The organism is Chryseobacterium sp. CFS15 (genome assembly GCF_031118795.1).
Lineage (GTDB): Bacteria > Bacteroidota > Bacteroidia > Flavobacteriales > Weeksellaceae > Chryseobacterium > Chryseobacterium indoltheticum.
The window spans coordinates 34832-58466 of record NZ_JAVHYL010000001.1 but is presented as its reverse complement, the minus strand read 5'-3'; the positions used below and the strand labels follow the sequence as shown (position 1 = coordinate 58466).

The window sequence follows — 23635 nt, the reverse complement described above, 5'->3', positions numbered from 1 at the left end:
CTATACAGATTACAATTCAGGCAGGCACAGGGAAAACTGCAATCAATTCGTTGAATACAATAAGAAAGAACATTGATGAAAGCTTAAAATGTTTTGGAGGGATTGAAATCTCTGATTCCGGATACCCAAAAACATTTTTTTTCGAAGGGACAACGGATATATTTGCCATAGAAAATCAGGTAGCTTAGGATATAATACACAACTTTGAAATTTGCTTATATGGTCAAAAAGCAGACGGATATTCTGTTTATAGTTAAATAATAAAATACATTTACTATTTTGTATTACATAGTATTAAATTATTAACATATCTTTGCATTAAATACATCTCACAATGCAAAAGTTATTCGTACTCTGTTCTATTTTCATGCTGGCATTCTCACTGAATGCCCAAAAATTAGATCAAAAAATTGACAGTCTTATCCTGTCGAAATTTAAAGAAGCTGATGGACCTGGAGGCATTTTCATGGTAGCTCAGAAAGGTAAACCTGTTTACCAAAAAGCATTCGGAATGGCTAATCTCGAACTGGATGCAAAACTGAACACCAATAGTGTTTTCCAGATCGGATCTATGACAAAGCAGTTCACCGCTATTGCAGTCCTGATGCTCGAAGAGCAGGGAAAACTAAAAGTCAGTGATCCCATTTCGAAATACATTCCGAGCTATCCGAATGGGAACAATATCACTATTCATAACCTTTTGACCCATACTTCCGGAATTAGGGATTTCACAAAAATGAAAACCTTGCAAGACATTGCGCAAAAGGAAATGACGCCCGAACAAATGGTCAACTTTTTCAAAAACGAGCCAGTTGATTTAGCTCCCGGTGAAAAGTTTGAATATAATAATTCGGGTTATGTGATTTTAGGCTACATTATCGAAATTGTTTCAGGAGAAACTTATGAAGATTTTATTAAAAAAAATATATTTGATAAAGTTGAAATGATCAATTCTTATTACGCAACCGATCGAAAAATTATTAAAAACAGAGCTTACGGCTATCATAAAAAAGACTACGGCTATGTTAATAAAACGGTAATTAACTTTAGTGTTCCGTTTGCTTCAGGATCGTTAATGTCGACTTTGGATGATATGCTAAAATGGCAGAATGCCTTAAATCAAAATCTATTATTAACTTCAAAGGAAGAGACAAAAGCTTTTAGTAAATACACGCTGAATGACGGGAAAGAAATTGAATACGGCTACGGATGGCATCTGAAAAACATCAATGGAATTGCTACAAGAGAGCACGGTGGAAGCATCTTTGGGTTCAAATCGATGGCGGTGTATATTCCAAGTGAAGACATTTATGTTTTAGGATTCAGCAACTGCGACTGCAATTCTCCTACCCAATTGGTAAAGGACATTGCGAAACTTAGTCTGGAAAATATGACAGTAAAATAATAAATATCCAATTGCCCAGAATTTTTAGGAATTGAAATTTTCAAACTAATAAACATCAACACTCATGAAAGAATAAAATATATCACTATAAAAGGAATAAAACTTTCGTCATCCAAACAAAACTTAACATGAAAAACATTTGTAATTAGCTAATAGCTATCCCATCAAAAAAATCTTACCATAACGGCGGTAATAGCTTATTAAATTTATGTAAATTGAGATGATGAAATGTATCAATTTGAAAATTAGCTGTATTTTAAATGGCGATGTAACATCATGTAGTTCATAGCTGTCATACTAATAAATAAAAATGAAATGAAATGAAAAAAATATCAAAAGCTATTAACACCATATTTTTACTTGTTGTAACATTGTTTTCATATCAATTAATAGCTCAAAATACTTCTGACAGCATTGATACTTTTATCAACGCAAAGATGACACAGCTACAAATACCTGGAATTCAATTAGCTATAATCAAAAATGGCAAATTAGATAAGTTAACGAATTATGGTTTCGCAAGTATAGAGCATAAAGTACCAACAAATTCTAAAACAACTTTTTCTATTAATTCTATGACTAAAGCTTTTGTGGGGGTTGCCGTTATGCAATTGCAAGAGCAGGGAAAGCTAAATGTTAATAATCCCATTTCTTCTTATATTTCTGATATTCCTGAAAATTGGAAATCAATAACAATCAAACAATTATTAAGCAATGTTTCCGGACTTCCAAACAATATAGATGAAAGGGAACAAGTATTGGGAGGCGGTTTGGAAAGTAAAAACTGGGAAACGGTTAAGAAATTGCCAATGGAATTTAAGTCTGGTGAAAAATTCAGTTACAATCAAACCGGTTATTATATTTTAGGAAGAATTATTAATTCGTTAAGCGGTAAAGATTTTACACAATTCATAGAAGAAAATCAATTTAAGCCTTCTAACATGGTTTCTACCCGATTTGGTGATTCTAGTGATATTATTCCTAATAACTCCAACTCTTATTCAACAATTTTTAATGATGGTGGGAAATGGATCAACGATGGAAAATTGCACAATTCATATACTTCATTTCCTTTATTTTTCAGAACTGCAACCGGGATTATTTCCACTTCCGAAGACTTAAGCAAATGGCTTATCTCTTTACAAGAAGGAAAGCTATTAAAAAATAAAGAAAGCATCAATCAAATGTTTACTACAACAAAATTAAACAACGGGGAAATTGGAGGATTCAATAAACTGACAAATGGCTATGCTTTAGGGTGGCCAACTGTTGAACGAGAGGAACATCCTGCCGTAGCACCAGTTGGAGGAATGCGTTCTACTTTATTTGTGTATCCAAAAGATAGTTTATCTATTGTCGTATTAAAGAATCTACAAGGTTCAAATCCAGAATGGTTTGTAGATGAAATTGCAGGATACTATTTCCCTGATATGAAAGTGAAAAATGGTTTTGGGCTCAGTAAAAATTTGAAATTATTACGCCAAAATCTTATAAAAAATAAATATCAAAACCCTTATAATGTTTATAGGAAATTATATCAGGCAAATCAAAATTATTCCTTAAAGGAGGACGAGGTGAACACTTGGGGTTATCAGTTATTGGAACAGAATAAAAAAAATGAAGCATTGCAGGTCTTTAAGCTTAACACACTTCTATTCCCTAAAAGTTGGAATGTATATGATAGTTATGGTGAAATTCTAGAAACTTTAGGAAACCGAAAAGAAGCGATTATTAATTATAGAAAATCTTTGGAATTAAATCCGGACAACACCAATGCACGCAAATATCTAGACGATAAAAAATAAAGCCCGCAGCAAATACGTGTTTATGTAAAGCAGCCTGAAACAAAAAATCTGCCTTGACTCATTATTTCGCAAAGCTTACATCTTTTATCCTATTGTTTGCTGAGATTAAGTCTTATTCTCTAACTTTTTGCAGATTGCAGAAGTGGCGAAGAAATTCTAACATTCGATTAACACAAAACCAAATTAATTAAACCTAACACCCCATTTTTTACAAACTGCTGCTAACAGGCGTTTTTTCTATTTATTTAATTTTTCTAATTCGGATAATTCACTTTTATATTTTTCAACATCCCAAATTAAATCCCAATTTTTAACATAATCAGAGATTAAATCCAGACCAACTTCGGTTCTTCTCTTATCTACATTGTCAGGATCAATTAAAGGTAAAACATATGGAGTTTTAGTATTTGGATTTGTTCCTATTTGACTTCCGTATATTTGTTTTCTTCCTTCTCTGATTTCTATTCTGTCAATTAATAAAGCCAAAGAACTTGGATTTGCATTTCCTTTTTTTACAGCTTCTTTCATCATTGGTAAATATTTTTTTTGAGTTTCCAAATCTGAATGTTGAATGACAAGAAATAATGCACTATTGGCTTGCGCACCCACTTTGTCTTTGCCAACCCAGCCTTTTTCATCTAATATTTTTTTTACTTTTAATAAGTTAATTGAGTCTTTCTGATTTGTTATTTTCCACAGGTTATTCATTTCTTTAGAATCCTGACCGAATTTTTTTTGAGTTTCATCCATTTGGATTCTATATTTTTGGTCTTCTTCAAGAATTGTCAATAATTCAGCCTTTAATGGTTTGTCGTAATTTGCTTCTATTAACTCTAATTTTTTTTCTAACTTTTCAATTGTTTCTCCCCATTCTTTTTTTGAATGTAAATTTTCTAAATCAGTATCGGAATTTAAGTGCTTTAGATTTGTCCAACCTTTTTCTATTGATAAGTTCAACCATTTAAATGCCTTTTTTGTATTTCCTGCTAAAGAGGATGCACATGCACCATTATATAAGTGATTTGGATTGCTGCTTTCGATTTTAAAAGCTTTATCATATAAATCAGTAGACATGTTGTAATCTTTTGTTTCATATAATTTATCAGCTTCACTTATTAATTTTAAATATTCCTGAGCGTCAACGCTTGTAAATAAAAATAATAATAACAAAGTATAGATACTGTTTCTCATTTTTCTGTATTTAATTTAAAAATTTTAGATCTTTAGATTCTGTTTCAAAATGGCTGCTAACTTTCAAATTTGCAAATTGCGTCAATCTGATTTATATAACTTCATAACGCCATTTATGATACTACTAATATAAAATTTATTTTGATGAGTTGATTGTTAAATTCTTACAAAAAATTTGCATCCTAACTTTTCGATGAATTGGCGAATATTTTGTTTTTTTAATGGAAATCTTAAAATGACACCTGAGCAGGCAAGATCCACGAATTGTCGAAAACTAAAGATACAAAGGTGGAGCGCAATATAATAAAAAAGCAACGGTCTTTTCTGCAGTAACGGTCGATGATATGTTTTCGTTAAAATCAATCAATCATAAATATCAACCGTATAGCAGCAAATAAGGTTTTGCCTTGAATTTTCACCAAAAATACAACTTATGAACTTTCAGATTAGGTTTCGATTTTACCGTAGAAAAAACCAAGACATATGAAAGCTGCTTTTACTTTTTGCTTCAGCATAATTTATATAATAATGCAGTACCATTGCCAAAACCCACTTCAAAAAAAACCAGAATTTGCTGCGGAAACAAGACCGATAGTCAAAGTCATCCATTTACCTCTATTTAGTATTTGCGAATCAACTACCCTTAGTATCAAGCTTACCAATCCAAATAGAGCCTACTGATCATTCGAAGGATTAATGATAATTCACAGTCATAAAAGTGAATTATTAAAAAAGAAAATTTTTCTTTATGGTATGAATTATTTTGTTAGTTTTATTGCTGAAAAACAAGTAGCTTAATAACACTCAAAACCTAATTCTGAACTGTTTGTAGTTCACTTTTAATTAAAAAAAAAATCTATGAAAATTAAATTACTCTCTCTAATCGTGACTTTCACGTTAAGCATTTCTGTATTTAGCCAAGACATTTCTTTCGAATCTTCCGAAGGCTTTGTATTGGGAGATATCAATAATCAACAAGGCTGGACTTCTTATGGAAGTGCTACTCCCAATAATGCAGCAATTATCAATACCACATCAACTTTGGGAACCAATTCTGCGAACGTATTAGCTACCAACACCATAAATGATGGTGGAATAAAAAAGAATGTTAACGGCTTTGCAAAGACCGAATTTTCGTTTGACTTCAAAATATCCGCTATTGATGAATCTGACTACTTTATGTCTGTTAGGGATAACTCAAATACGATACTTGGCGCTTTTGTCATCGATTATGAGCAGGGAAATGTTGCCATTTATGACGGTATTATGGATGATGTAACAGAAACTTCCATTGATGTTTCACCAAATGTATGGTATAATTTTAAAATGATTGTTAATATGGGCACTCACACCGTGCAATATTTCGTGAATAATATATCCGTGGGAAGCAAAAACTTTCTGACCAGTGCAAGCGGTTTTCAAGTCATCGATTTCGCTTTTGATGATTACGATTCTGGATTTAGTGTAGATAACATCAAAATCTCAAATGCTGATAATCTGTCGACATCCGAAATATCTCAGGATAAAAAAGTACATATTTATCCTAACCCTACGTCAGATTTCCTTCATGTTTCTACAACAGAAAATATTAAATCATTGGAGGTTTATGATCTCTTGGGAAAATTAGTTTTAAAAGATACTTCAGGAAAAAACCAGATCTCGGTATCATTTTTAAACACAGGAACGTACATCATAAAAGTCAACACCAACCATTCCGCTTTTACAACAAAATTCACCAAGAAATAAAAACTCATTTAAACATAGAATCACTCCAATCCAGGAGTGATTTTTTGATTCAGTTCAGCAATCTAAAACTATTTTTTTGACGATATGTGCGTAATGTGAAGCTTCCTACAAAACAGTAATCCCAGTCTATGAAAAAGCTAATTATATTTTTTGCATTCGCATCTTTTATATCAAATGCTCAAAGCCGATTTATCAAATTAGATTCAGCTAAATTGATCAAACATGTGGAAAGCCTTATCTGGTTAACCGAAGTTAACTATATGGCAGATAAAAATAGTTTTGACTGGGGTTACAACAATTACCAATTTGTTAATCCTAAAAATGAAAAAGATCTGTTTACAATCAGATTTGAACGAAGAGCTGATGGGTTTGATATAGTCAGAGTCAGTGGAACTTTTGATAGTCTTTTTAAAATCTGGAAAAGTGATTTCGATAGAAAAGCTGATGCTGACACAGTTAAAAAAACAGGTTTTGCAATAAATGGCCGAACAAGATTTAACAAAAATAAAGATAGTAATTACTGGAGCATCAGCAGTTTATCGGTCATTGCCTTTACATACTTTATTTTTTTATGTTTTTAAAATCTTTAATTTCATCTTACTACTCCTATACTAAACTTAATAAACTAATTGTTTCACATTCAAAGTGTATAATGCTATCAAAAATTTCAAACTTATTCATTCATGATGATTAATAAATTACCGGAGATTTTAACAAAAGAAAAATATAATGAGAAGGACATCGAATTTCGAAATGCGTTATTCAATTTGGACAAGAACATAATCACCGATAACAATGCAGAATTCCTTACAACCATTTACCAGTCCACAAAACATCTCGACATCCGAAATAAAATATTAAAATTGTTGTATGATTTTAACTTTTCTGCCTTAAAGGAATTCTTTCTCAGCTCCTACAAAAAAGAGCGCTATCTGGATATGAAAATTTACGCTTTGCGGGGACTTTCACAATTTATTGAAGAAAAAGAAATTATTTTACTGCTAAAAAAATTCAACCAATCACTAGCAAAAAGACAGCAAACAACACCGTACAATTATCAGGAATATGAACTTTTACGAGGAAAAAATGCTTTACCCTTCTTGGTTCACAAATACAATTACAAATGTTTTAAAGAAACTTTGGAGCAGGTAAACATTCAATACGATGCAATGCCTGATGCGTTTAAAGACCATTATACCGTTGATGAAACTGGTGAGATCGTAATGCTGAAAAGTCATTCAGAGACAAAAAGAATTATGGATAAATTTTGGGAAAACGAAAAGAAAAATCTAGGGTAAATTTTAAAATCTAAGTTCATTTAAAGAGATTAGAATAATAATCAGCTCTCTTGATCCTTTTGCGGGAAGTCGATGATGAAGTAATTATTTTAGTATGTCTTTTGATATATCTAAACCATATTAAGAAAATACAGCAATTATGTTAAAAAAAGGAGACCATGTAAAGTGGAGGTTTCAGAATGGTGAAACACACGGTATTATAACTACAGTTCATACCAAAGATTTTGTTTTTATGAATAGACAAAGACGGGCATCTGAGGCTGAGCCACAGTATGAAGTCATCAGCGAAAAAACGGGAAAGAAAGCAGCCCATAAAGCTTCCGCACTAAAAAAGATTTAAATTACCAGAAGCTAAAAGTTAAGGACTTAAGCTCTATTTGCAATTTTCTGCGTAAGATAGATATAATTAAACATACAAAATGTCGCTATTACCCCGAAAGTATGCCATAAAAAATGTGTTCCGATATTGAGCCACTCCCACTTATCAGCGATACGAAAAGTAAGTGCAAAAGCAAATGACAGTAATGCAAATCCCACCCATTTCCCGGCTTTACATTGCGTATAAATTAAATATCGTAAAACCGAGAAGAGAACAAATGATGCCATCATTCCATAATTTAAATTGATAAAAAGAGATGTATTATCAAGCAAAATCCAGTTTCTTAAAGCAAACATGAGAATTATATATACAAGAACTACAAAGACAGCATAAAACAATTTGGTGCTCTTCGCTATAAAGTAAAATCCTGCAGACAAGCATAGCAACATAATAGGTAGCCAATCCATCACAATAAATACCGACCATTGTCGGAATGAGTGATAAAACGTTCCACCAATAGCACCAATGTATAATAATATCAAGCAATAAACTAAAAATGGATACTCTTTAAAATTATCTTTGATTCTAATAGTCCAAAAAATAGCTGTGATGAGAAAAAAAATCGCAGTAACTGCATTTAAAGGCTCAGGAAAAAGCTGACTCATATCTGTTTCCTTATAGAACATCCCTCCGTCCGGCGGAGATTGATTTATTGACATTCTTTTTATTTTTATTCGTGGTGCAATATACGAAGAGAACTCTTTCAATTAAATATGATTAAGATTAATGACAAGTTCTGCCATTTAAATTATTATAATGTTTACAAGCAATAAAAGTAAGCTGTCATTTTTGACAGCTTACTTTTATTGCTAAATAAATTTTAATTATTTCAGAGCAGACTTCACTTTATCAGACTCCTTCAAATGGTTTTCCAAAGTCGGAAGTGTTTTAGTTGCAAATGCTTTTACGTTAGCATCTGTACCATCTGTTGACTCCTTTTTAAATGCTGCAATATCTTTTTTATGATCGTTAACCATCATGTCGACATAAGCCTTGTCAAAATCGGCTCCTTTCTTTACTTTTAGATCATCATGCATCTTTTGTTGTGAAGCGTCTAAGGATGCGGGTAAGGAATAATTTACACTTCCCGCCCATTTTTTTAGTTCTTCGTTGGCAGCTTTATGATCTTTTGCAATCATTTGCCCTAAAGATTTCACAGAAGCATTGGTAGCATTTGCAGCAGCAAGTTCTCCCATCATAACTTCCATCATTCCCCCTTTAGCAGCAGCATCAACAAAAGTTTTGTCTTGAGTACTTAATGCTTTTGCATCAGGAACTGTACTTGAAACTGTAGCAGAATCATTAAGAGTCTGTGGGGAATCCATTGGAGCTGTTGAAGACATATCCGTTGAATCTACGGAACTGTTTGTAGAAACAGAATCCTTTTTGTTGCAAGATACCATGGCAGCAACTGCTAACAATGTAAGAATTGAATTTTTCATAATAATTATTTGGTGGGTTAAAATTAAAAGCATTTTTATTATCTGCTTTGTGCTACAACTAACAATTTGTCTGCCAAAGATTTTGAGGTAATAAATAGACAATCTACATCAGGTAAGTCTCAAAGTTTTAATTGCCTTAACCCACTCTTTTCTCTCACAACGTTCACAAACCTTTACAGATCTTTCCAAGTATGCGGAATAACCGCAGTAAGTACAGGCGTAAATGTCTTCCTTCTCAATGGTCGTTACTTTTTTGTTATAAATTTTTGGAAGTACAGGCAGTCCGAAATGAACTTCTTCATCCCTGTAGAAATAAAAACTGATATTGCCTGTGGTTTCCAGAATTGCAGAAAGAAAGGTGTTCTTATGTAAATTCAATAAATGAACTGTATTTGCATCTTGTGAGGTTTCTGACTTTTCTATGCAGATTACCATTCAGGCAGGCACAAGGAAAACTGCAATCAATTCCTTGAAAACAATAAGAAAGCACATTGATAAAGCTTGAAATATTTTTGTGGAGGGTTTGTAATCTCCAATTACGGATACCCAAAAAGATTTCTTTCCGCAGGGGCAACGGAATATATTTGCTATAGAAAATCGGGTAACCTCAAAGGCAACTGTTTTATGAAAATTTTGTTATTAGTTTATAAAGTAAAAAGCTAACGGACTACAATTTGCTCAGTACATTATTTAAAAATATTTAGCGGTGAATATAATTTCTTTTGAAAACGACATCCCTCAGGAAACAATCGATAAAAACGCAGAAAATCTAAAAATGGCTCAGCTCAATCTTTCAGATTTTAATAAAAGAATGGGTAAAGATTATGATCTTGTTTGTAAGTTTACAAACGGTCATCCTCGTTTTTTCTTAAAACAAGACTTGAGATATCCTGAAAATACAAACACCATAGCAAGTCAGATTAATTGGCTTCTAAACTGGAAAAGAGAAATTAATGACAGAATCTACTTTCAAATATTTTTCAACGATATCGAAAGAGAATTTGAAAAAATTGACCATTATCATTCCCCATATGTTGAAAAGGATAAAGTATATAATAAATTGGTCGAAAATTTCAAAAAGAAATATACGGAATATGCGCCTTTAGGTTTTCTAAATCAAGAAGATGAAAATTATATAAAGGAAGAAATAAATAAAAAATTCTTGCAACGCATAGTTTAGCAATAAAACCATAATATGTACCACCGTTACAAATTATGTAATTTTTTCGAATTAATTACAAAATTGGATTGGCAACAACCTTGAGAGTGTAATCTTAAGAAAAAAACATTTGTGATGTACCAATTTAAAAAAATACCAAGTATTAAGCTACGGTTATCTAATTTGTAAAGATCAATATTCTGTATTTTAAAGAGTGTAACTTAACCCGAGCTATTAATCGTTATACAAATTGTCAAAAAAACTGTACGATTTAAAACCCTTATCAAATCATTCATAAAAAATAAAGGTTAAAATCTATGTGTAGACCACTTCTATATTATAATAAATTATAATTGAGAGCATCCGATAATGTATAAAATGAGTAACTGATCAAACCACTCAACTTATGACTGACAAAATCATTACAGCCTGGAATTTTTCCAATACAGATAAAAACCTTTTATCTCCAAACAAAGAATATAGAATTGAATATGGAATACTGAATGAAATTGCAATGGGCGCACCTCTTGGTGGAATTTCATACTTAACTTTCAAAGACAAAATAGTAACAATTAATGACTGGACAGCAGGACCTGTGTTATGGAGTGATAATAGTCAAAAAGTTGCTTTACCGATATGGAGCGAAAACAGAAAACAGAAAATCTTGATTGTTGATGTCAACACCTTATTAGCGACGTTATATAAAAAAGAATTCAGGGTTTTACATTTTGAATCATTTATCGATGATCATTTAAAGGGAATCGACAGCCCCCTGTACAACCCGGAGATTTTAGATTTCAACTTGAATTCCCAAGAAGTGGCAGAGATACAAAATTTATATCCCATACAAAGAAAAGCCATCAGTAGAAATTAAAAAATCCTCAACGTAAAGCTGAGGATTTCATTTTCAATTAACATAGTGGTGAATTCTTTTTCCAATCGTGCAAAGACTGATAATGAAATCCATATTTCCGAGACAATTCTTTTGCTGTTTGTCCCGACTCATATTTAAAATGAGGCTGTCTCAAAAGTGAGACAGCCTCTTATACAAAGTGGATTGTTTATTTAATTTGAGTTACAAAGCTGCATTTAAAACTTTGTCCTCGGAATAAACAAGACCTTCATAACAAGCGTTGTAAATATTCTTTAACTCTTCAACGGTTGGTTTTCTAGGGTTGAATCCTGTACAAGGGTCTAAAAATGCATTGTTTGCCATAAAGTCCAGATTTTTATCCCAGTCTTCACGAGAGATCCCGAATTCTTTGATCGCAGATTGATTATTAACTTCAGATCTCAAAGTTTCAATCGCCTGTGCTAACTCTTCAGTGGTTTCTTTACCGATCACTTTTGCCAGATCCGGAAAACGACTGCTTTCTTTTTCATTAAATCGAATTACATTAGGTAAGAAAATCGCATTACAAGCACCGTGAGGAACGCCAAACAAAGCACCAACCTGATGAGATAATGAGTGTACAATTCCCAACCACGCATTATTGAAAGCCAATCCTCCCATAAATGAAGCATCGTGCATATTCTGACGGGCTGTGATATTATTTGGATTTTTAACCGCTTCTTTCAGATTATCAAAAACGATTTTTAAACCACCTTTGGAAAGTGCATCTGCAAAATTACTGTCGATGTTTGAAACATAAGCTTCGACGCAATGTGTCAAAGCATCCAATCCAGTGTTTGAGGTAACGTGAGCCGGCATCGATGCACAGATCTCGCCGTCGATAATTGCCACATCAGGAGTCAATTCATAAGAAACGATTGGATATTTTACTCCTTTTTCACGGTCTGTGATCACTGCAAGACCTGTAGTTTCAGTTCCTGTTCCGCTGGTTGATGGAATGGCAATGAATTTCGCTTTTTGTCTTAAAGTCGGAACACTGAAAGGTTTGATCATCGCTTCGAAATCAGCATCCGGATATTCGTAGAAAACCCACATCATTTTAGCCGCATCGATTGCTGAGCAGCCACCGATCCCTACAATCCAGTCAGGCTGAAATTCCTTCATCAATTCTGCACCTTTGAAACAAGTTTCTGATGACGGATCTTCTTCTACTCCTTCATAGATCTTGGTTTCTATTCCCGCTTCATTCAGATAAGCGACTGCTTTATCCAAAGTCCCGCTTTTTTTCATCGAGCTTCCTCCAGTCACCAAAACTGCTTTTTTACCTTTGATATTTTTTAATTCTTCAAGACTTCCCGCTCCGTGGAATACTTCTCCTGCAATAAATAACTTGCTCATTCTGTATTATATTTTACGTTAAAATTATAGTACAAAGGTAGATCAGTCAGAAAGGTATGTGTTATATAATTGAGTCTATCTGTTATAAATTTGAGCCAGTTCTTCCTGAAGCTCGGTTGGTGTTTCTTTTAATTTGGTTTTTACAAATTTGTTGAGTGCTGAAGGCGAACTGAATCCCAGTTCCAATGAAATCTGCTTGTGGGAAAGGTCAGAAAACAATAATAATCTTTTGATTTCCTGAAGAATACGGTTATGTATTGCATTGATTGCTGTTTCATCACAATGCTTTTTTGTGATATTGTTCAGCTTCTTGGTAGTGATTGCCAGTTTTGATGCGTAATACTGCACTGTTCGCTCATTTTTGTAGCGTTCATTCAGCATTTTTTTAAATCGAATATATAAAGTTTTATCCGTTTCATGCTGTAAAACGGGATGCTGACCGTGAACCAACTCAATTAATCCAAGAAGGAAAATTTTGATATAAAAACGAGCCTGCTCTTTTCGGACAAGACTTGGGTCAAGATAAACGTTCTCAATATCAACGACGAGTTTCTTTGACTTTTCAAATTCTAACGGTGATAGAAAGACACAATTGAGATGAGTCGCCAAATCTACATTATAAGAAAGCAATTCATTTTTAAGAATATCAGAACAAAAAAGAATTTCCTCAAACAAAATAATTTTACCTGAAATATCAGAAGAAACTTTGGTGATGAAAGAAATCTGTTCAGGAAAAACAATTGATATTTTACCGCAACCAAGATTAAATATCTGATTTTCTATCTGAATTCCTATCTCACCTGTTTGTACCATCAGAATACAAAAGTGATCTTTCTTATGAGGTTCAAAATAATTTTCAAGATTCGATTGTGTCAGATCAAATGCTCTGAAAGACAGATTCTGGTCTTCCGGTTTTTGTATATTTTTTTTAATTTCTAAACGTTCCAAATTCTAAATTTAATCATTAAATCGTTATCATTTTTTCTTAACAATATTTTTTCTCACTTTGCTCAAGATTTCTGAGGTAATTCCCAGATAGGAAGCAATTTTTGTATTTGTGCTCTTTGATTCTTATAGTCGATCACGAAATCTTTATGAGTTTCACTTAAGGAATACCAAGCTGGATTATCTAATTTATTTCCATTTTTAATATAATACTTTCTGTTAAAAATAATTTACATCACTTTATTCTTCAATTTGATAAATTCTCGATTCTTCTTCCCACGCATGATAACCTTGGCCTATATATTCAAATCCGTATTTCTCATAATAATTTGTATAATCGGTACATAAATTCAAATATGTAAATCCGTGTAATCTTGTATCTTCTTTGGCTTTGTCAATCAATAAGGAACCGTAGCCATTTCCTCTCCGCTCTTCATCTATAAAAATTGCACAGATCCAGGGATAGAGGTGCATTCTACTTATAAATCATTGGTTATCAGTCCGGCACACCCGATTATATTTTCATTCTTTTCAAATAGATACCACTGAGGTAAGGACTGTGCTGCGTCTATACTTTTAGAAATACAATCTTTATAAATAACTGGCGAAATCTCCGACCAACTTCCTGAAACTACTTTATTGCTCTATCTTTATATTCTGGATTCTGTCTTACTGATATGATTTTCATTGATATTTAATTTTTAATTTAATTGTCTTAAAAAGTATTTTCCATAAGAGTCTATTGCAAATTTAAGATATTACTATCAAAGAAGATGAAAGTTGATAATACATAATGAACATCAGACTTCTGGTAAATTTGAGACTCGGTCATTTTTGGTTAAAACTAACCATTGACTATATCTGGTCCGTTATGGTAAATTCGCTAATAAATATAAAGCAATCGTGCAAATCACAAAATATAGGACGGCTTACAGAGAAAACTGTATCCAAATCTTCAAAACAAATCTCCCTAAGTTTTTTGCAAATGAGGAATTACAACAATTTGAACAGTTTTTGGATCAAATTGACGATCACTATTACGTAGTTGAAATTAGCGGTTGTCCTGTGGGCTGTGGCGGAATTTTTTTCGACGAAATGAGTAATCAGGCAGGGTTATCTTGGGGTATGGTAGATTCCAATTACCACGGACAAGGCATCGGTAAGTTACTCACAAGTTTTCGTCTAGATCTTTTAAAAAAATTGTATCCCGATAAAATTATCAAAATAGAAACCTCACAACATACAGTAGCATTTTATGAAAAGAACGGTTTTAAGATTGTGGATGTTTTAGCAGATGGTTTTAGTGAAGGACTAGATAGATACACTATGAAGATATAACCAAGAACTAAGAATGCGTCTAATGTCTAAACTATTCAACCACTATTCTTCAATCTATGTTTTATAAAGTTCAACAATCTAAATTGATTCAGTGGATCATTATCCACATCAGATATCTTATAGCATTGGCATTTGTACCTTCTGGATTTACAAAATTAATTGGTGAAAGATTCACTCAGCTGCCAAAATCTGAAGCGGTAGGTCAGTTTTTTGAAGTCATTTATCAATCAGGTATGTATTATAATTTTTTGGGGTTGGCCCAGATCATTACAGCAATACTTCTGATCACACAGCGATTTGCATTAATAGGTACATTATTATTTTTAGCGATCACAAGTAATATCTGGATGATCACCATTTCTCTGCCTTTCAAAGGAACATGGATCATCACGAGCTTAATGATGCTCGCCGGTTTTATTTTACTTTATTGGGATAAAAACAGAATCGCAGAATTATATTCTGATAACCATTTACAAAAAAAGAAATATGCACCTGCAGTATCAAAACTCTGGATCAATGCCGGTATCATTTATATCATAAGTCTTCTTACCCTATGTTGTACAAGTCCAAAAACAGACTTGATATCAGAAACCATTGCTATATTGGTATACTTCATTTTAGGAGCTACACTACTCTACACCAATTTTTCTTTCTGGAAAAATTCAAGCAAGGTAAGTTCATCACACAAGCTACAGTAGAAGAATCTCTCTACATCTGCTGATAATAAATCTATAAATTATTCTCTATGAAATTTTTGTTTTTGCGTCTTATCGTAATTTTTTCGATCGTCTATCCCGTCCAAAGTAGAGCCTGCTCCGCATTTTTACTCGCAGGTAAAAATCATAATGTTGTCGGCTTCAACGAAAACTGGAAAACAATGCCGGGGATGATCGTGATCAACAAACGTGATGTTCTTAAAAGGAACATTAGCTGGCAGAACTTGACAACTGATCAACTTCAGCCTCATAAACAATGGATATCAAAATTCGGATCTGTCACCTTCAATCTTTTGGGATATGATTTTCCTTGCTACGGGGTTAATGAAAAAGGTCTTTTTTTGGTCGAATTATATCTGGAAGAAACAACCAAAGTTTACAATCCAAAGCAGCCCAATATGTTCTGGGCACAATGGATCCAGTATCAACTGGACAATTACAAATCGGTCAATGAAGTTGTGGCCCATCTGAATGATGGACCAAACATCGACTGGTGGCCTAATGCAGCCGGAAGTCATTTTTTTCTGACCGATGCCAAAGGAAACTCTGCCACGATTGCTCTATTGAATGGTAAGTATACAGTCCTTACCAACAAGGAAATGCCGATGCCCTTACTTTGCAACAATCAATATCATAAGGATCTGGCTGCTGCTAAAAAGTTTGATTTTCTGGGTGGAAATGAAAAGTTTGATTTTGATCAAAATAAGAACTGGGAAGACCGGTATAACCGTGCATATTATATGCTGAAGAATTATAAGTACGATGTTAGACCTATAGACTATGCCTGGAGTATCTTGAACGCCATACATCCAGGTGAATGGCAGACGGTCATTGACACGAAAAAGATGAATCTTTATTTTAGGTCTGACTTGAAGAAAGAGGTGAAGACAATTTACATCGGCAAGTTGGATTTTTCTAAAAACGCATCAATAAAATATTTAGATATCCACACTGATGAAACGGGAACCGTTAACGACAAATTCCAAATTCTTACAGCAGCAAAAAACAATACTTATGTTGAAAAAGGATTTCCAATTGGCTACGACAATAAAGAATTCGGAAATTCCGCTAGTTTCGAAAAACTCAAAAAAAACATTGTATCGTTTTTTGAAAACATTTTGCCATGATTTAGATGTTTTTAGAAAAAACAGCCAATTAATATTTGACTAAATTATTTTTACGATGAAATCAGTACTTCAGAATAAGTGGATGTCCCTCGTTTTGCTTGCAGTAGTTTGTCTGGTGATCTACAATCCACTGACTAGATTTCCGTACACGTTCTGTGTTATCATTATATTTGTTTTGATTATCATATATCTTCAGAATGGAAATCTAAAAATGCTAAATTTTAAGAATCTCAATTTTCATGATCTAAAAGTAATTATAGCCTCCTATGTGATTTTAGAACTGGGTTTGGATTTTATTGTACAGCCATTGGTCACTTGGCTATGTAATGAACCGGCTGATTATTCTGCCTTTAAGCACATTGAAGGCGATGCGTCCCAGTATTTTAAATGGTTGTACAGAATGTGGATCAGTGCCGCAATAGGAGAGGAATTGTTGTTCAGGGCATTTGCTTTTGCTCAGCTGAGAAATGTTTTCGGAGATAAAAAGGTCATCGTATTCGTTCTCTCAACATTACTCTTTTGTTTACCACACATGTATCAAGGAATAGCTGGATTAATAATGACCTTTGTATTTGGGATTGCATTTGCACTGTTGTATATTAAGTATCAAAATATTTGGATCAATATAATCGTCCATGGATTGATCGATACAGTCTTTCTAAGTTTGAGTTATTTCGGATATATTGAATTTTATGAATTTATTTGGTAAATCATCTGGTAACCTTATAGCTAATTTTAACTCTCATATTTCTATCTGAAAGTTAAATATAGTAGAAATGATCAATATATTTGGCTTCTATTTTTATAAGAAGTAAGAAAACCCTTATGAAAATGAAGCCATTATGTACTGCAAATATTCATTTGTAAGATTGCAATTTAAAAAAAAGCCAGTGAGATCATTTTTCTACGGGCTCCTATAACAATAAATTTATTAGAAAAAATGATAAAAATTAATCCTTTAATATCAGGCGAAATTATTATAGCATTTTGATAATTTTTCAATACTTTTGCTTCACGCTTTAGGGGTATTCTAAATAGAATTGAGACAGTCCCTTTGAACCTGATACGGCTTACACCGACGTAGGGAAAAGCAATAAGTCATTATTCTGATAATGACTGTTGTTCCGGATTTTATCCTAAAGCTTCTATTTACAAACAAATATTAGAATGGAAAATAATCTCTGGCAACACATCCTTCACGTAAGAAATACTTCTCCCCTAGTTCATAATATCACCAATTATGTTGTGATGAACAATATGGCCAACGCTCTTTTGGCCGTTGGCGCATCGCCCATAATGGCTCATGCCAAACCAGAGGTGCTATACATGGTCAAGATCTCAAATGCTATGGTAATCAACATAGGTACACTGGATGAGTACTGGGAAGAAGCAATGCTTCTTGCCGCTAAAAATGCTACCCTATTGCAAAAGCCCTGGATATTAGATCCTGTAGGAGCTGGCGCTACTGCTTATCGTGATACAGTTCTGAGTACGCTTTTAAAATACCATCCAACAGCAATTCGTGGAAATGCTTCGGAGATCATCGCCCTTGCAGATGCAAATGCCAGTATTACAAAAGGAGTAGACAGTACAGCTCAAAGCACAGAAGCTTTGGAAGCAGCAAAGACCATGGTTCAAAATTGTAATTCAGTGGTCTGTATCTCCGGTGAGACCGACATTATCGTCAGTCAAACATTAAAATATCTTAAATATGCAGAAACTGCCATCGTAGTAGAAAATATACTGCACGAATCTTATTTTAAAGACTTCGGCTTAAATGAAAAAGGGGAAATACAGCCTGCGTGTCATTATATTCACTTTCGTAAGAGCACAGCTGCTATGGATTCTGTAGAGATTGCAATGGCATCAGTGCTGCCCTGCTTTTGGATCTACAAAAAAGTGGGAGATCATATTTACAATCATCTTCAATCTGAAAACAATCCCTACCAAAGGTGGATTGACACTTACGGTGGTGAAGAATTTGCAGATGCCGTAGAACAGGCGATCAATCTCTGTGATGAGGTTGCATCAGAAGCTACTGCCGCTGTTAGAGAAAAAATGACAGAAGCATTTATCACCTCCTCAAGAATGGAATATCATTTTCTGGGAAGCTGCATATGATCTTAAAAAATGGGCTTAATGGATCAGGTAAAAGCGGTTATATTTGATATGGACGGTGTACTGATCGATTCTGAAAAATTCTGGAAACAGGCAGAATCAGAAGTTTTCACGTCTTTAGACGAATTTACAGCATTGACTCAATCAATGACAACTAAAGAAGTAACCCGGTTTTGGTATGAAAGATTTCCTTGGTCAGGTCTCACTCTTCAGGCTGTAGAGGAACAAGTTGTACAAAGGGTCATGGAACTGATCAAAACTGAAAATTGTGAGATGAAAGGTATTAAAGCATTCATAGAATCCTTGCATAAATCAGGATTGAAGATAGGTTTGGCGACAAATTCTCCGGCCATCATCATTCCGGTGGTTCTAAATAAGTTAGGGCTCGACCACTACTTTGATGCTGTGACATCTGCAGATGATGTTCCGAAAGGAAAACCTGATCCGGAAATTTATCTTCTGACAGCAAATAAACTTCGGATAAATCCATCTGAATGTATTGTCATTGAGGATTCTTGTTTTAAAACCATGTTCAATATTCTTGATTTTTTCTAATAATTCATTCATAAATTCTTTATCACTGCGGTCTATGGAAATAAACTCAATATAAGTTTTCCAAAATCCGCAAAATTATTATTCTCATTTTTAAAACTTCCGTGACCGATCATCCTGACCGCTACAACCTTGTGCTTGCCATATTCATCGCCAAATAAGTAATATTACCACTGTACTACCCTTTGCACAGACATACATAAGCCGTATGCAAGATATTGATTAATATATTTATAGAATCTGCTGCCAAAAACGGACATGGTTCGATAGCAATAGCGATATACTCTTCTGCATAACAGTCACTTTGTTTTAGCTATGATAAACAGATACCACATCATCTTATTTTAGTTAATATATCAAAAATTTAATGTTCAATGGTTTATTATTTGATTCTTTATCAACTTTTTTAATTGTTAAATCATAAAAAACGTAAGATTATGCTGATAAGAAAAGGACTTTTACTTAGTCGTCGTTGTTCATTCCTAAATATCATGACGCATGACTAAAAAGCAATTAAAAATCCGACAGCAGGCATTTGCATTAACACTCTGCACTATTGTATTCATGGCAGTTTACAATCTTTGCACGTGGTATTCCTCGTCGCTAGGTCAGGTTCCCTAATTCACTTTTGACTTTGAAAGATCAATTCCATTCATCCCCCTGTCGATCATCCCTTACATGGCGAGTGGTGTTTTTTTCTGCGTTGTATTTTTTTCGTGTAAAAATAAACAACAATTAAAAATATTAACCTGGAGAATGCTTTTTGTAATTATTACAGCGGGTATATTTTTTATTACTTTTCCTTTAAGATTCTCATTTCCAAAACCTGAAGTCTCCAATATTATTTTGAAACTACCTTTTTCGTTTTTAAAGAAATTTGACTCCCCTTTCAATCAATCTCCATCATTGCATATTACTTTTGCCTTTATATTCTGGTCTGTGTTCAGATCTCTCTCAAAGTGGCGGATTTTCTTAATGATCTGGCTGATTTTTTTAGGAATTTCTACATTGACGACTTACCAGCATCATTTAATTGATATTTTAACTGGAGCCATTCTCGCGCATGTTAGCTTTATAATCATTCCTTATCGCAACGATAATATTAAATACCAAAATTTCCGATCTGCAAATTATTATTTTCTGTCGGGATGGATCCTGATTTTAGCTACTTTATTGCTATATCACTACATTGGTAATGAGGGATTATTACTTCTATTACCTGCATTTGTAACGATTATTGCGGGTTATAATTACCGAAAAACTAAAATTCTTCTTCAACAAGACTAGAAACAGGTGAATAGTTGCACATTTTCATTAAAAAATATAAGCTTAAAATTTTACTGCAGCAATGAGAAAATTATAACTTTTCCAGAAGATGTCCGAAATAATCTTTTTTTTTCGTCAGATAACTTTCGTTGATCTCATTTGATGCAATTTCAAGCGGAATTCTGCTGCCTAGCTTTATTCCACTATTTTCGAGAGATTTAAGCTTATCCGGATTATTGGTTAAAAGATTAACTTCTTTAATATTCAGAATTTTCAGCATTTCAATCGCTACGTCAAAATTTCTTCCGTCTGCAGGCAATCCCAATTTCAAATTGGCTTCCACTGTATCAAATCCTTTTTCCTGAAGCGCGTAGGCTCTCAGTTTGTTGATGATTCCTATATTACGACCTTCCTGACGAAGGTAAATAATTATTCCTCCGTTTTCGGACATATATTTCATTGCAGCATCAAGTTGTTGCCCACATTCACATTTTTTAGAATGAAAGACTTCGCCAGTAATGCATTCCGAATGAAAACGGACATTTACAGTTTTGCTGAAATCTGTATTTTCTGCCACCCAAACCAAATGCGGGCTCCAGTCGTCTTCGTGTTCGGAGAATGCATAGACAGTAAAAATTCCAAAATCAGTAGGTATAATCGATTGCGCTTGTATTGTCAACATAATTAAAAAATTGAATGATTTATATAGTACAAATGTATACTTTATTTAAATTAAAGATAAAATAAATTACTAAATTTGTTGATAAATTAATTCTATTATGCAAGAACAAACCAATATAACACAGGAAAAACTATTTGAAGTATATGGTGATTATCTTTTGAATCATGGAGAAAAACCTAAAAATGTCTATCTCTTCGCTAAGCAAAATGGTTTTGAGGAAAAAGAATTTTATCATTACTTCTCAGGTTTTGATCAGATCGAAAAAGAAATGCTAAATCATCTTTTCACGAAATCCCTTGAACTTGCTTCGGAAGTAAATTCCTCTGAAGAAACATCTACAAAAGAAAAATTATTGAATGTTTATTTCATTTTTTTTGAGAATCTTGCCATGAACCGTTCTTTGGTATTGTCAATTTTGGGAAATAGTAAATTCCAGAACATTAAAACCTTTCAGAAACTTCGGGAAACGCATAAACAATACGTCAATACTTTAGATTTTAACGATTGGGAAATGATTGAAAAAGCAAAAGAAGATATCCGAAAGTTTAATGAAAAATCAAGGCAGGAAGTACTTTGGTTTCATTTGGTTTCATCGATTGAATTCTGGAAAAAAGATACTTCTCCCGATTTTGAAAAGACAGATATTTTCATTGAGAAAACTATTGACACAGGTTTTGAGCTGATGGATAATGAACCATTGAGAAAAGTATTTGATCTTGGGAAATTTCTTTGGAAAGAAAAATTTAAGATGAGTTGATTTTACAAATAAGATTTCAACAAACTCGATCTGATAGCTGTTTTTTCTCATTTAGTAGTAATGATATCACATTATATTGGATTCGTAAAGCGTGTAAATGAGAAAGAAAAACATATCAAAAATCTAACAAAATTTAAGATGAAAACATTAAATAAAATTCCTACAGGAAAAATTGAACGTACAAGCAGCCTTCTGAAAGCTGGTGCAAAAGTCGGTGTCAATTACCTGAAATATTACGGAAATAAAATCACAAAAGATGAAGACGAAGCCCGGAAAATTCTAAATGAAGACAATGCAACAGATATCTATGATTCCTTGAAAGAATTGAAAGGTTCTGCCTTGAAAGTAGCACAAATGCTAAGCATGGAAAAAAACATCCTTCCGGTGGAATATGTAGAAAAATTCTCGCTTTCTCAGTTTTCTGTTCCTCCTTTATCGGGCGCTTTGGTTAAGAAAACATTCCGAAAATATTTCGGTAAAAATCCTGAAGATCTGTTTGATGAGTTTTCTGCCGAATCGGTAAATGCAGCGAGTATCGGGCAGGTTCACACAGCAAAAAAAGAAGATAAAAGATTAGCGGTAAAAATACAGTATCCAGGTGTGAGAGAAAGCATTTCCAGCGATCTTAAAATGGTAAAACCGATTGCTATGAAAATGTTTAATATTAAAAAAGAAGGTTCGGAATCATACTTTCAGGAAGTGGAAGACAAATTGTTTGAAGAAACAGACTATAATCTGGAACTGAAACGCAGCCAGCATTTTTCGGAAGAATGCCGGCATCTTCCGAATGTGAAATTTCCTCGTTATTATCCTGAATATTCGTGCGAAAAAATCATAACGATGGATTGGATGTACGGAATTCATTTCTCAGAATTTACAAAAAAACAAAATTCTCAGGAAGATTCAAACAAAATCGGGCAGACACTTTGGGATTTTTATATGTATCAGATGCACATTCTGAAAAAAGTTCATGCAGATCCGCATCCGGGAAATTTCCTGATTTCTGAGAATAAAGAGCTTTTGGTAATTGATTTTGGCTGTATCAAAGAGATTCCGGAAGATTTTTATATTCCGTATTTTGAACTTGCCAAAGAAGAAAATTTAAAAAATCCTGAAATCTTCTTTGAGAAATTATTCACTCTGGAGATTCTTCGGGAAGAAGATTCGCCAAAAGAAAAAGAATTTTTTTCCAAATTGTTCTACGAATTATTAGAGCTGTTCACCAGACCGTTTAATCAGGAAAGATTTGATTTTTCTGACGAAAAATTCTTTCAGGAAATTGCTGATCTCGGACAGCGATACGCCAAAGTGAGTGATATGAAAGGAATGAATACGAATCGTGGTTCAAGACATTTTATTTATCTCAACCGTACGTTTTTCGGTCTTTATAATATGATGCACGACCTGAAGTCTAAAGATTTGGTTATTAACAATTTTAGAAATTACATAAAACCCTGA

General features: G+C 33.4%; 26 protein-coding genes and 1 riboswitch. Of the genes, 17 read left to right on the top strand and 9 right to left on the bottom strand.

The genetic code is table 11. The features are described 5' to 3' along the window. Positions 1–16: 16 nt before the first annotated feature. A complete protein-coding gene (locus OH814_RS00280) occupies positions 17–169 on the bottom strand; it encodes a hypothetical protein (RefSeq protein ID WP_308826680.1) in 153 nt (50 codons plus the stop codon). A gap of 165 nt (positions 170–334) precedes the next feature. Between OH814_RS00280 and OH814_RS00275 the strand changes: the two genes are divergently transcribed. Beyond that, positions 335–1405 (top strand): serine hydrolase domain-containing protein, encoded by a 1071-nt coding sequence (locus OH814_RS00275; protein ID WP_308826679.1) that lies wholly within the window; start codon positions 335–337, stop codon positions 1403–1405. Between the two features lie 320 nt (positions 1406–1725). Further along, complete coding sequence (locus OH814_RS00270) at positions 1726–3210, top strand: serine hydrolase (protein WP_308826678.1); 1485 nt, start codon at positions 1726–1728, stop codon at positions 3208–3210. 237 nt (positions 3211–3447) lie between these two features. Here OH814_RS00270 and OH814_RS00265 read toward each other — a convergent pair whose 3' ends face one another. Continuing rightward, positions 3448–4401 carry a DUF6624 domain-containing protein gene (locus OH814_RS00265; protein ID WP_308826677.1) on the bottom strand — a complete coding sequence of 318 codons (954 nt, stop codon included), beginning with the start codon at positions 4399–4401 and terminating at the stop codon, positions 3448–3450. 858 nt (positions 4402–5259) lie between these two features. Here OH814_RS00265 and OH814_RS00260 point away from each other — a divergent pair. The 4 genes from OH814_RS00260 (at position 5260) to OH814_RS00245 (ending at position 7785) form a co-directional block, all read left to right on the top strand. Then, positions 5260–6147, top strand: a complete 888-nt coding sequence (locus OH814_RS00260; RefSeq protein ID WP_308826676.1) for a T9SS type A sorting domain-containing protein — start codon at positions 5260–5262, stop codon at positions 6145–6147. Between the two features lie 128 nt (positions 6148–6275). Then, entirely contained in the window at positions 6276–6728 is a 453-nt protein-coding gene (locus tag OH814_RS00255; protein WP_308826675.1) for a hypothetical protein, read from the top strand. A 102-nt stretch (positions 6729–6830) separates the two neighbouring features. Continuing rightward, positions 6831–7445 carry a hypothetical protein gene (locus tag OH814_RS00250; protein WP_308826674.1) on the top strand — a complete coding sequence of 205 codons (615 nt, stop codon included), beginning with the start codon at positions 6831–6833 and terminating at the stop codon, positions 7443–7445. A 139-nt stretch (positions 7446–7584) separates the two neighbouring features. Next, the gene (locus tag OH814_RS00245) at positions 7585–7785 is read left to right on the top strand and encodes a DUF2945 domain-containing protein (protein ID WP_076561602.1); all 201 of its coding nucleotides are present in this window, start codon (positions 7585–7587) and stop codon (positions 7783–7785) included. A 26-nt stretch (positions 7786–7811) separates the two neighbouring features. Here OH814_RS00245 and OH814_RS00240 read toward each other — a convergent pair whose 3' ends face one another. The 3 genes from OH814_RS00240 to OH814_RS00230 form a co-directional block, all read right to left on the bottom strand. Next, positions 7812–8483 (bottom strand): hypothetical protein, encoded by a 672-nt coding sequence (locus OH814_RS00240; protein ID WP_308826673.1) that lies wholly within the window; start codon positions 8481–8483, stop codon positions 7812–7814. A gap of 165 nt (positions 8484–8648) precedes the next feature. Further along, the gene (locus OH814_RS00235; protein WP_308826672.1) at positions 8649–9266 is read right to left on the bottom strand and encodes a DUF4142 domain-containing protein; all 618 of its coding nucleotides are present in this window, start codon (positions 9264–9266) and stop codon (positions 8649–8651) included. Positions 9267–9374: 108 nt separating this feature from the next. Next, complete coding sequence (locus OH814_RS00230) at positions 9375–9644, bottom strand: hypothetical protein (RefSeq protein WP_308826671.1); 270 nt, start codon at positions 9642–9644, stop codon at positions 9375–9377. Positions 9645–9972: 328 nt separating this feature from the next. Between OH814_RS00230 and OH814_RS00225 the strand changes: the two genes are divergently transcribed. Together OH814_RS00225 and OH814_RS00220 are read left to right on the top strand one after the other, a co-directional pair. After that, complete coding sequence (locus tag OH814_RS00225) at positions 9973–10446, top strand: hypothetical protein (RefSeq protein ID WP_308826670.1); 474 nt, start codon at positions 9973–9975, stop codon at positions 10444–10446. A gap of 385 nt (positions 10447–10831) precedes the next feature. Next, on the top strand, positions 10832–11299 hold the full coding sequence (locus OH814_RS00220) for a hypothetical protein (protein WP_308826669.1): 468 nt from the start codon (positions 10832–10834) through the stop codon (positions 11297–11299). Positions 11300–11500: 201 nt separating this feature from the next. Here OH814_RS00220 and OH814_RS00215 read toward each other — a convergent pair whose 3' ends face one another. The 3 genes from OH814_RS00215 to OH814_RS00205 all read right to left on the bottom strand — a co-directional run bounded on the left by OH814_RS00215 (position 11501) and on the right by OH814_RS00205 (position 14095). Continuing rightward, on the bottom strand, positions 11501–12676 hold the full coding sequence (locus tag OH814_RS00215; RefSeq protein WP_308826668.1) for an iron-containing alcohol dehydrogenase: 1176 nt from the start codon (positions 12674–12676) through the stop codon (positions 11501–11503). Between the two features lie 75 nt (positions 12677–12751). After that, positions 12752–13624, bottom strand: coding sequence for a helix-turn-helix domain-containing protein (locus OH814_RS00210; protein WP_308826667.1), 873 nt, complete (start codon positions 13622–13624; stop codon positions 12752–12754). Positions 13625–13861: 237 nt separating this feature from the next. Next, positions 13862–14095, bottom strand: a complete 234-nt coding sequence (locus tag OH814_RS00205; RefSeq protein WP_308826666.1) for a GNAT family N-acetyltransferase — start codon at positions 14093–14095, stop codon at positions 13862–13864. Positions 14096–14524: 429 nt separating this feature from the next. Here OH814_RS00205 and OH814_RS00200 point away from each other — a divergent pair, with 429 nt between their 5' ends. The 7 genes from OH814_RS00200 to OH814_RS00170 all read left to right on the top strand — a co-directional run bounded on the left by OH814_RS00200 (position 14525) and on the right by OH814_RS00170 (position 20759). Beyond that, positions 14525–14959 carry a GNAT family N-acetyltransferase gene (locus tag OH814_RS00200; protein ID WP_308826665.1) on the top strand — a complete coding sequence of 145 codons (435 nt, stop codon included), beginning with the start codon at positions 14525–14527 and terminating at the stop codon, positions 14957–14959. Positions 14960–15015: 56 nt separating this feature from the next. Beyond that, positions 15016–15657: a DoxX family protein gene (locus tag OH814_RS00195; protein WP_308826664.1), complete on the top strand. Its 642-nt coding sequence runs from the start codon at positions 15016–15018 to the stop codon at positions 15655–15657. Positions 15658–15704: 47 nt separating this feature from the next. After that, the gene (locus OH814_RS00190; RefSeq protein WP_308826663.1) at positions 15705–16802 is read left to right on the top strand and encodes a linear amide C-N hydrolase; all 1098 of its coding nucleotides are present in this window, start codon (positions 15705–15707) and stop codon (positions 16800–16802) included. 55 nt (positions 16803–16857) lie between these two features. Further along, entirely contained in the window at positions 16858–17511 is a 654-nt protein-coding gene (locus tag OH814_RS00185) for a CPBP family intramembrane glutamic endopeptidase (RefSeq protein ID WP_308826662.1), read from the top strand. A gap of 302 nt (positions 17512–17813) precedes the next feature. Next, a riboswitch (TPP riboswitch) is annotated at positions 17814–17906 on the top strand. Positions 17907–17969: 63 nt separating this feature from the next. Next, entirely contained in the window at positions 17970–18923 is a 954-nt protein-coding gene (thiM, locus tag OH814_RS00180; RefSeq protein ID WP_308826661.1) for a hydroxyethylthiazole kinase, read from the top strand. 18 nt (positions 18924–18941) lie between these two features. After that, complete coding sequence (locus OH814_RS00175; protein ID WP_308826660.1) at positions 18942–19475, top strand: HAD-IA family hydrolase; 534 nt, start codon at positions 18942–18944, stop codon at positions 19473–19475. Positions 19476–20150: 675 nt separating this feature from the next. Further along, positions 20151–20759: a phosphatase PAP2 family protein gene (locus OH814_RS00170; protein ID WP_308826659.1), complete on the top strand. Its 609-nt coding sequence runs from the start codon at positions 20151–20153 to the stop codon at positions 20757–20759. A gap of 70 nt (positions 20760–20829) precedes the next feature. Here OH814_RS00170 and ribA read toward each other — a convergent pair whose 3' ends face one another. Then, positions 20830–21420, bottom strand: a complete 591-nt coding sequence (gene ribA, locus OH814_RS00165) for a GTP cyclohydrolase II (protein ID WP_308826658.1) — start codon at positions 21418–21420, stop codon at positions 20830–20832. 97 nt (positions 21421–21517) lie between these two features. Between ribA and OH814_RS00160 the strand changes: the two genes are divergently transcribed. Together OH814_RS00160 and OH814_RS00155 are read left to right on the top strand one after the other, a co-directional pair. After that, positions 21518–22177: a TetR family transcriptional regulator C-terminal domain-containing protein gene (locus OH814_RS00160; RefSeq protein ID WP_308826657.1), complete on the top strand. Its 660-nt coding sequence runs from the start codon at positions 21518–21520 to the stop codon at positions 22175–22177. 138 nt (positions 22178–22315) lie between these two features. Continuing rightward, complete coding sequence (locus tag OH814_RS00155) at positions 22316–23635, top strand: AarF/UbiB family protein (protein ID WP_308826656.1); 1320 nt, start codon at positions 22316–22318, stop codon at positions 23633–23635.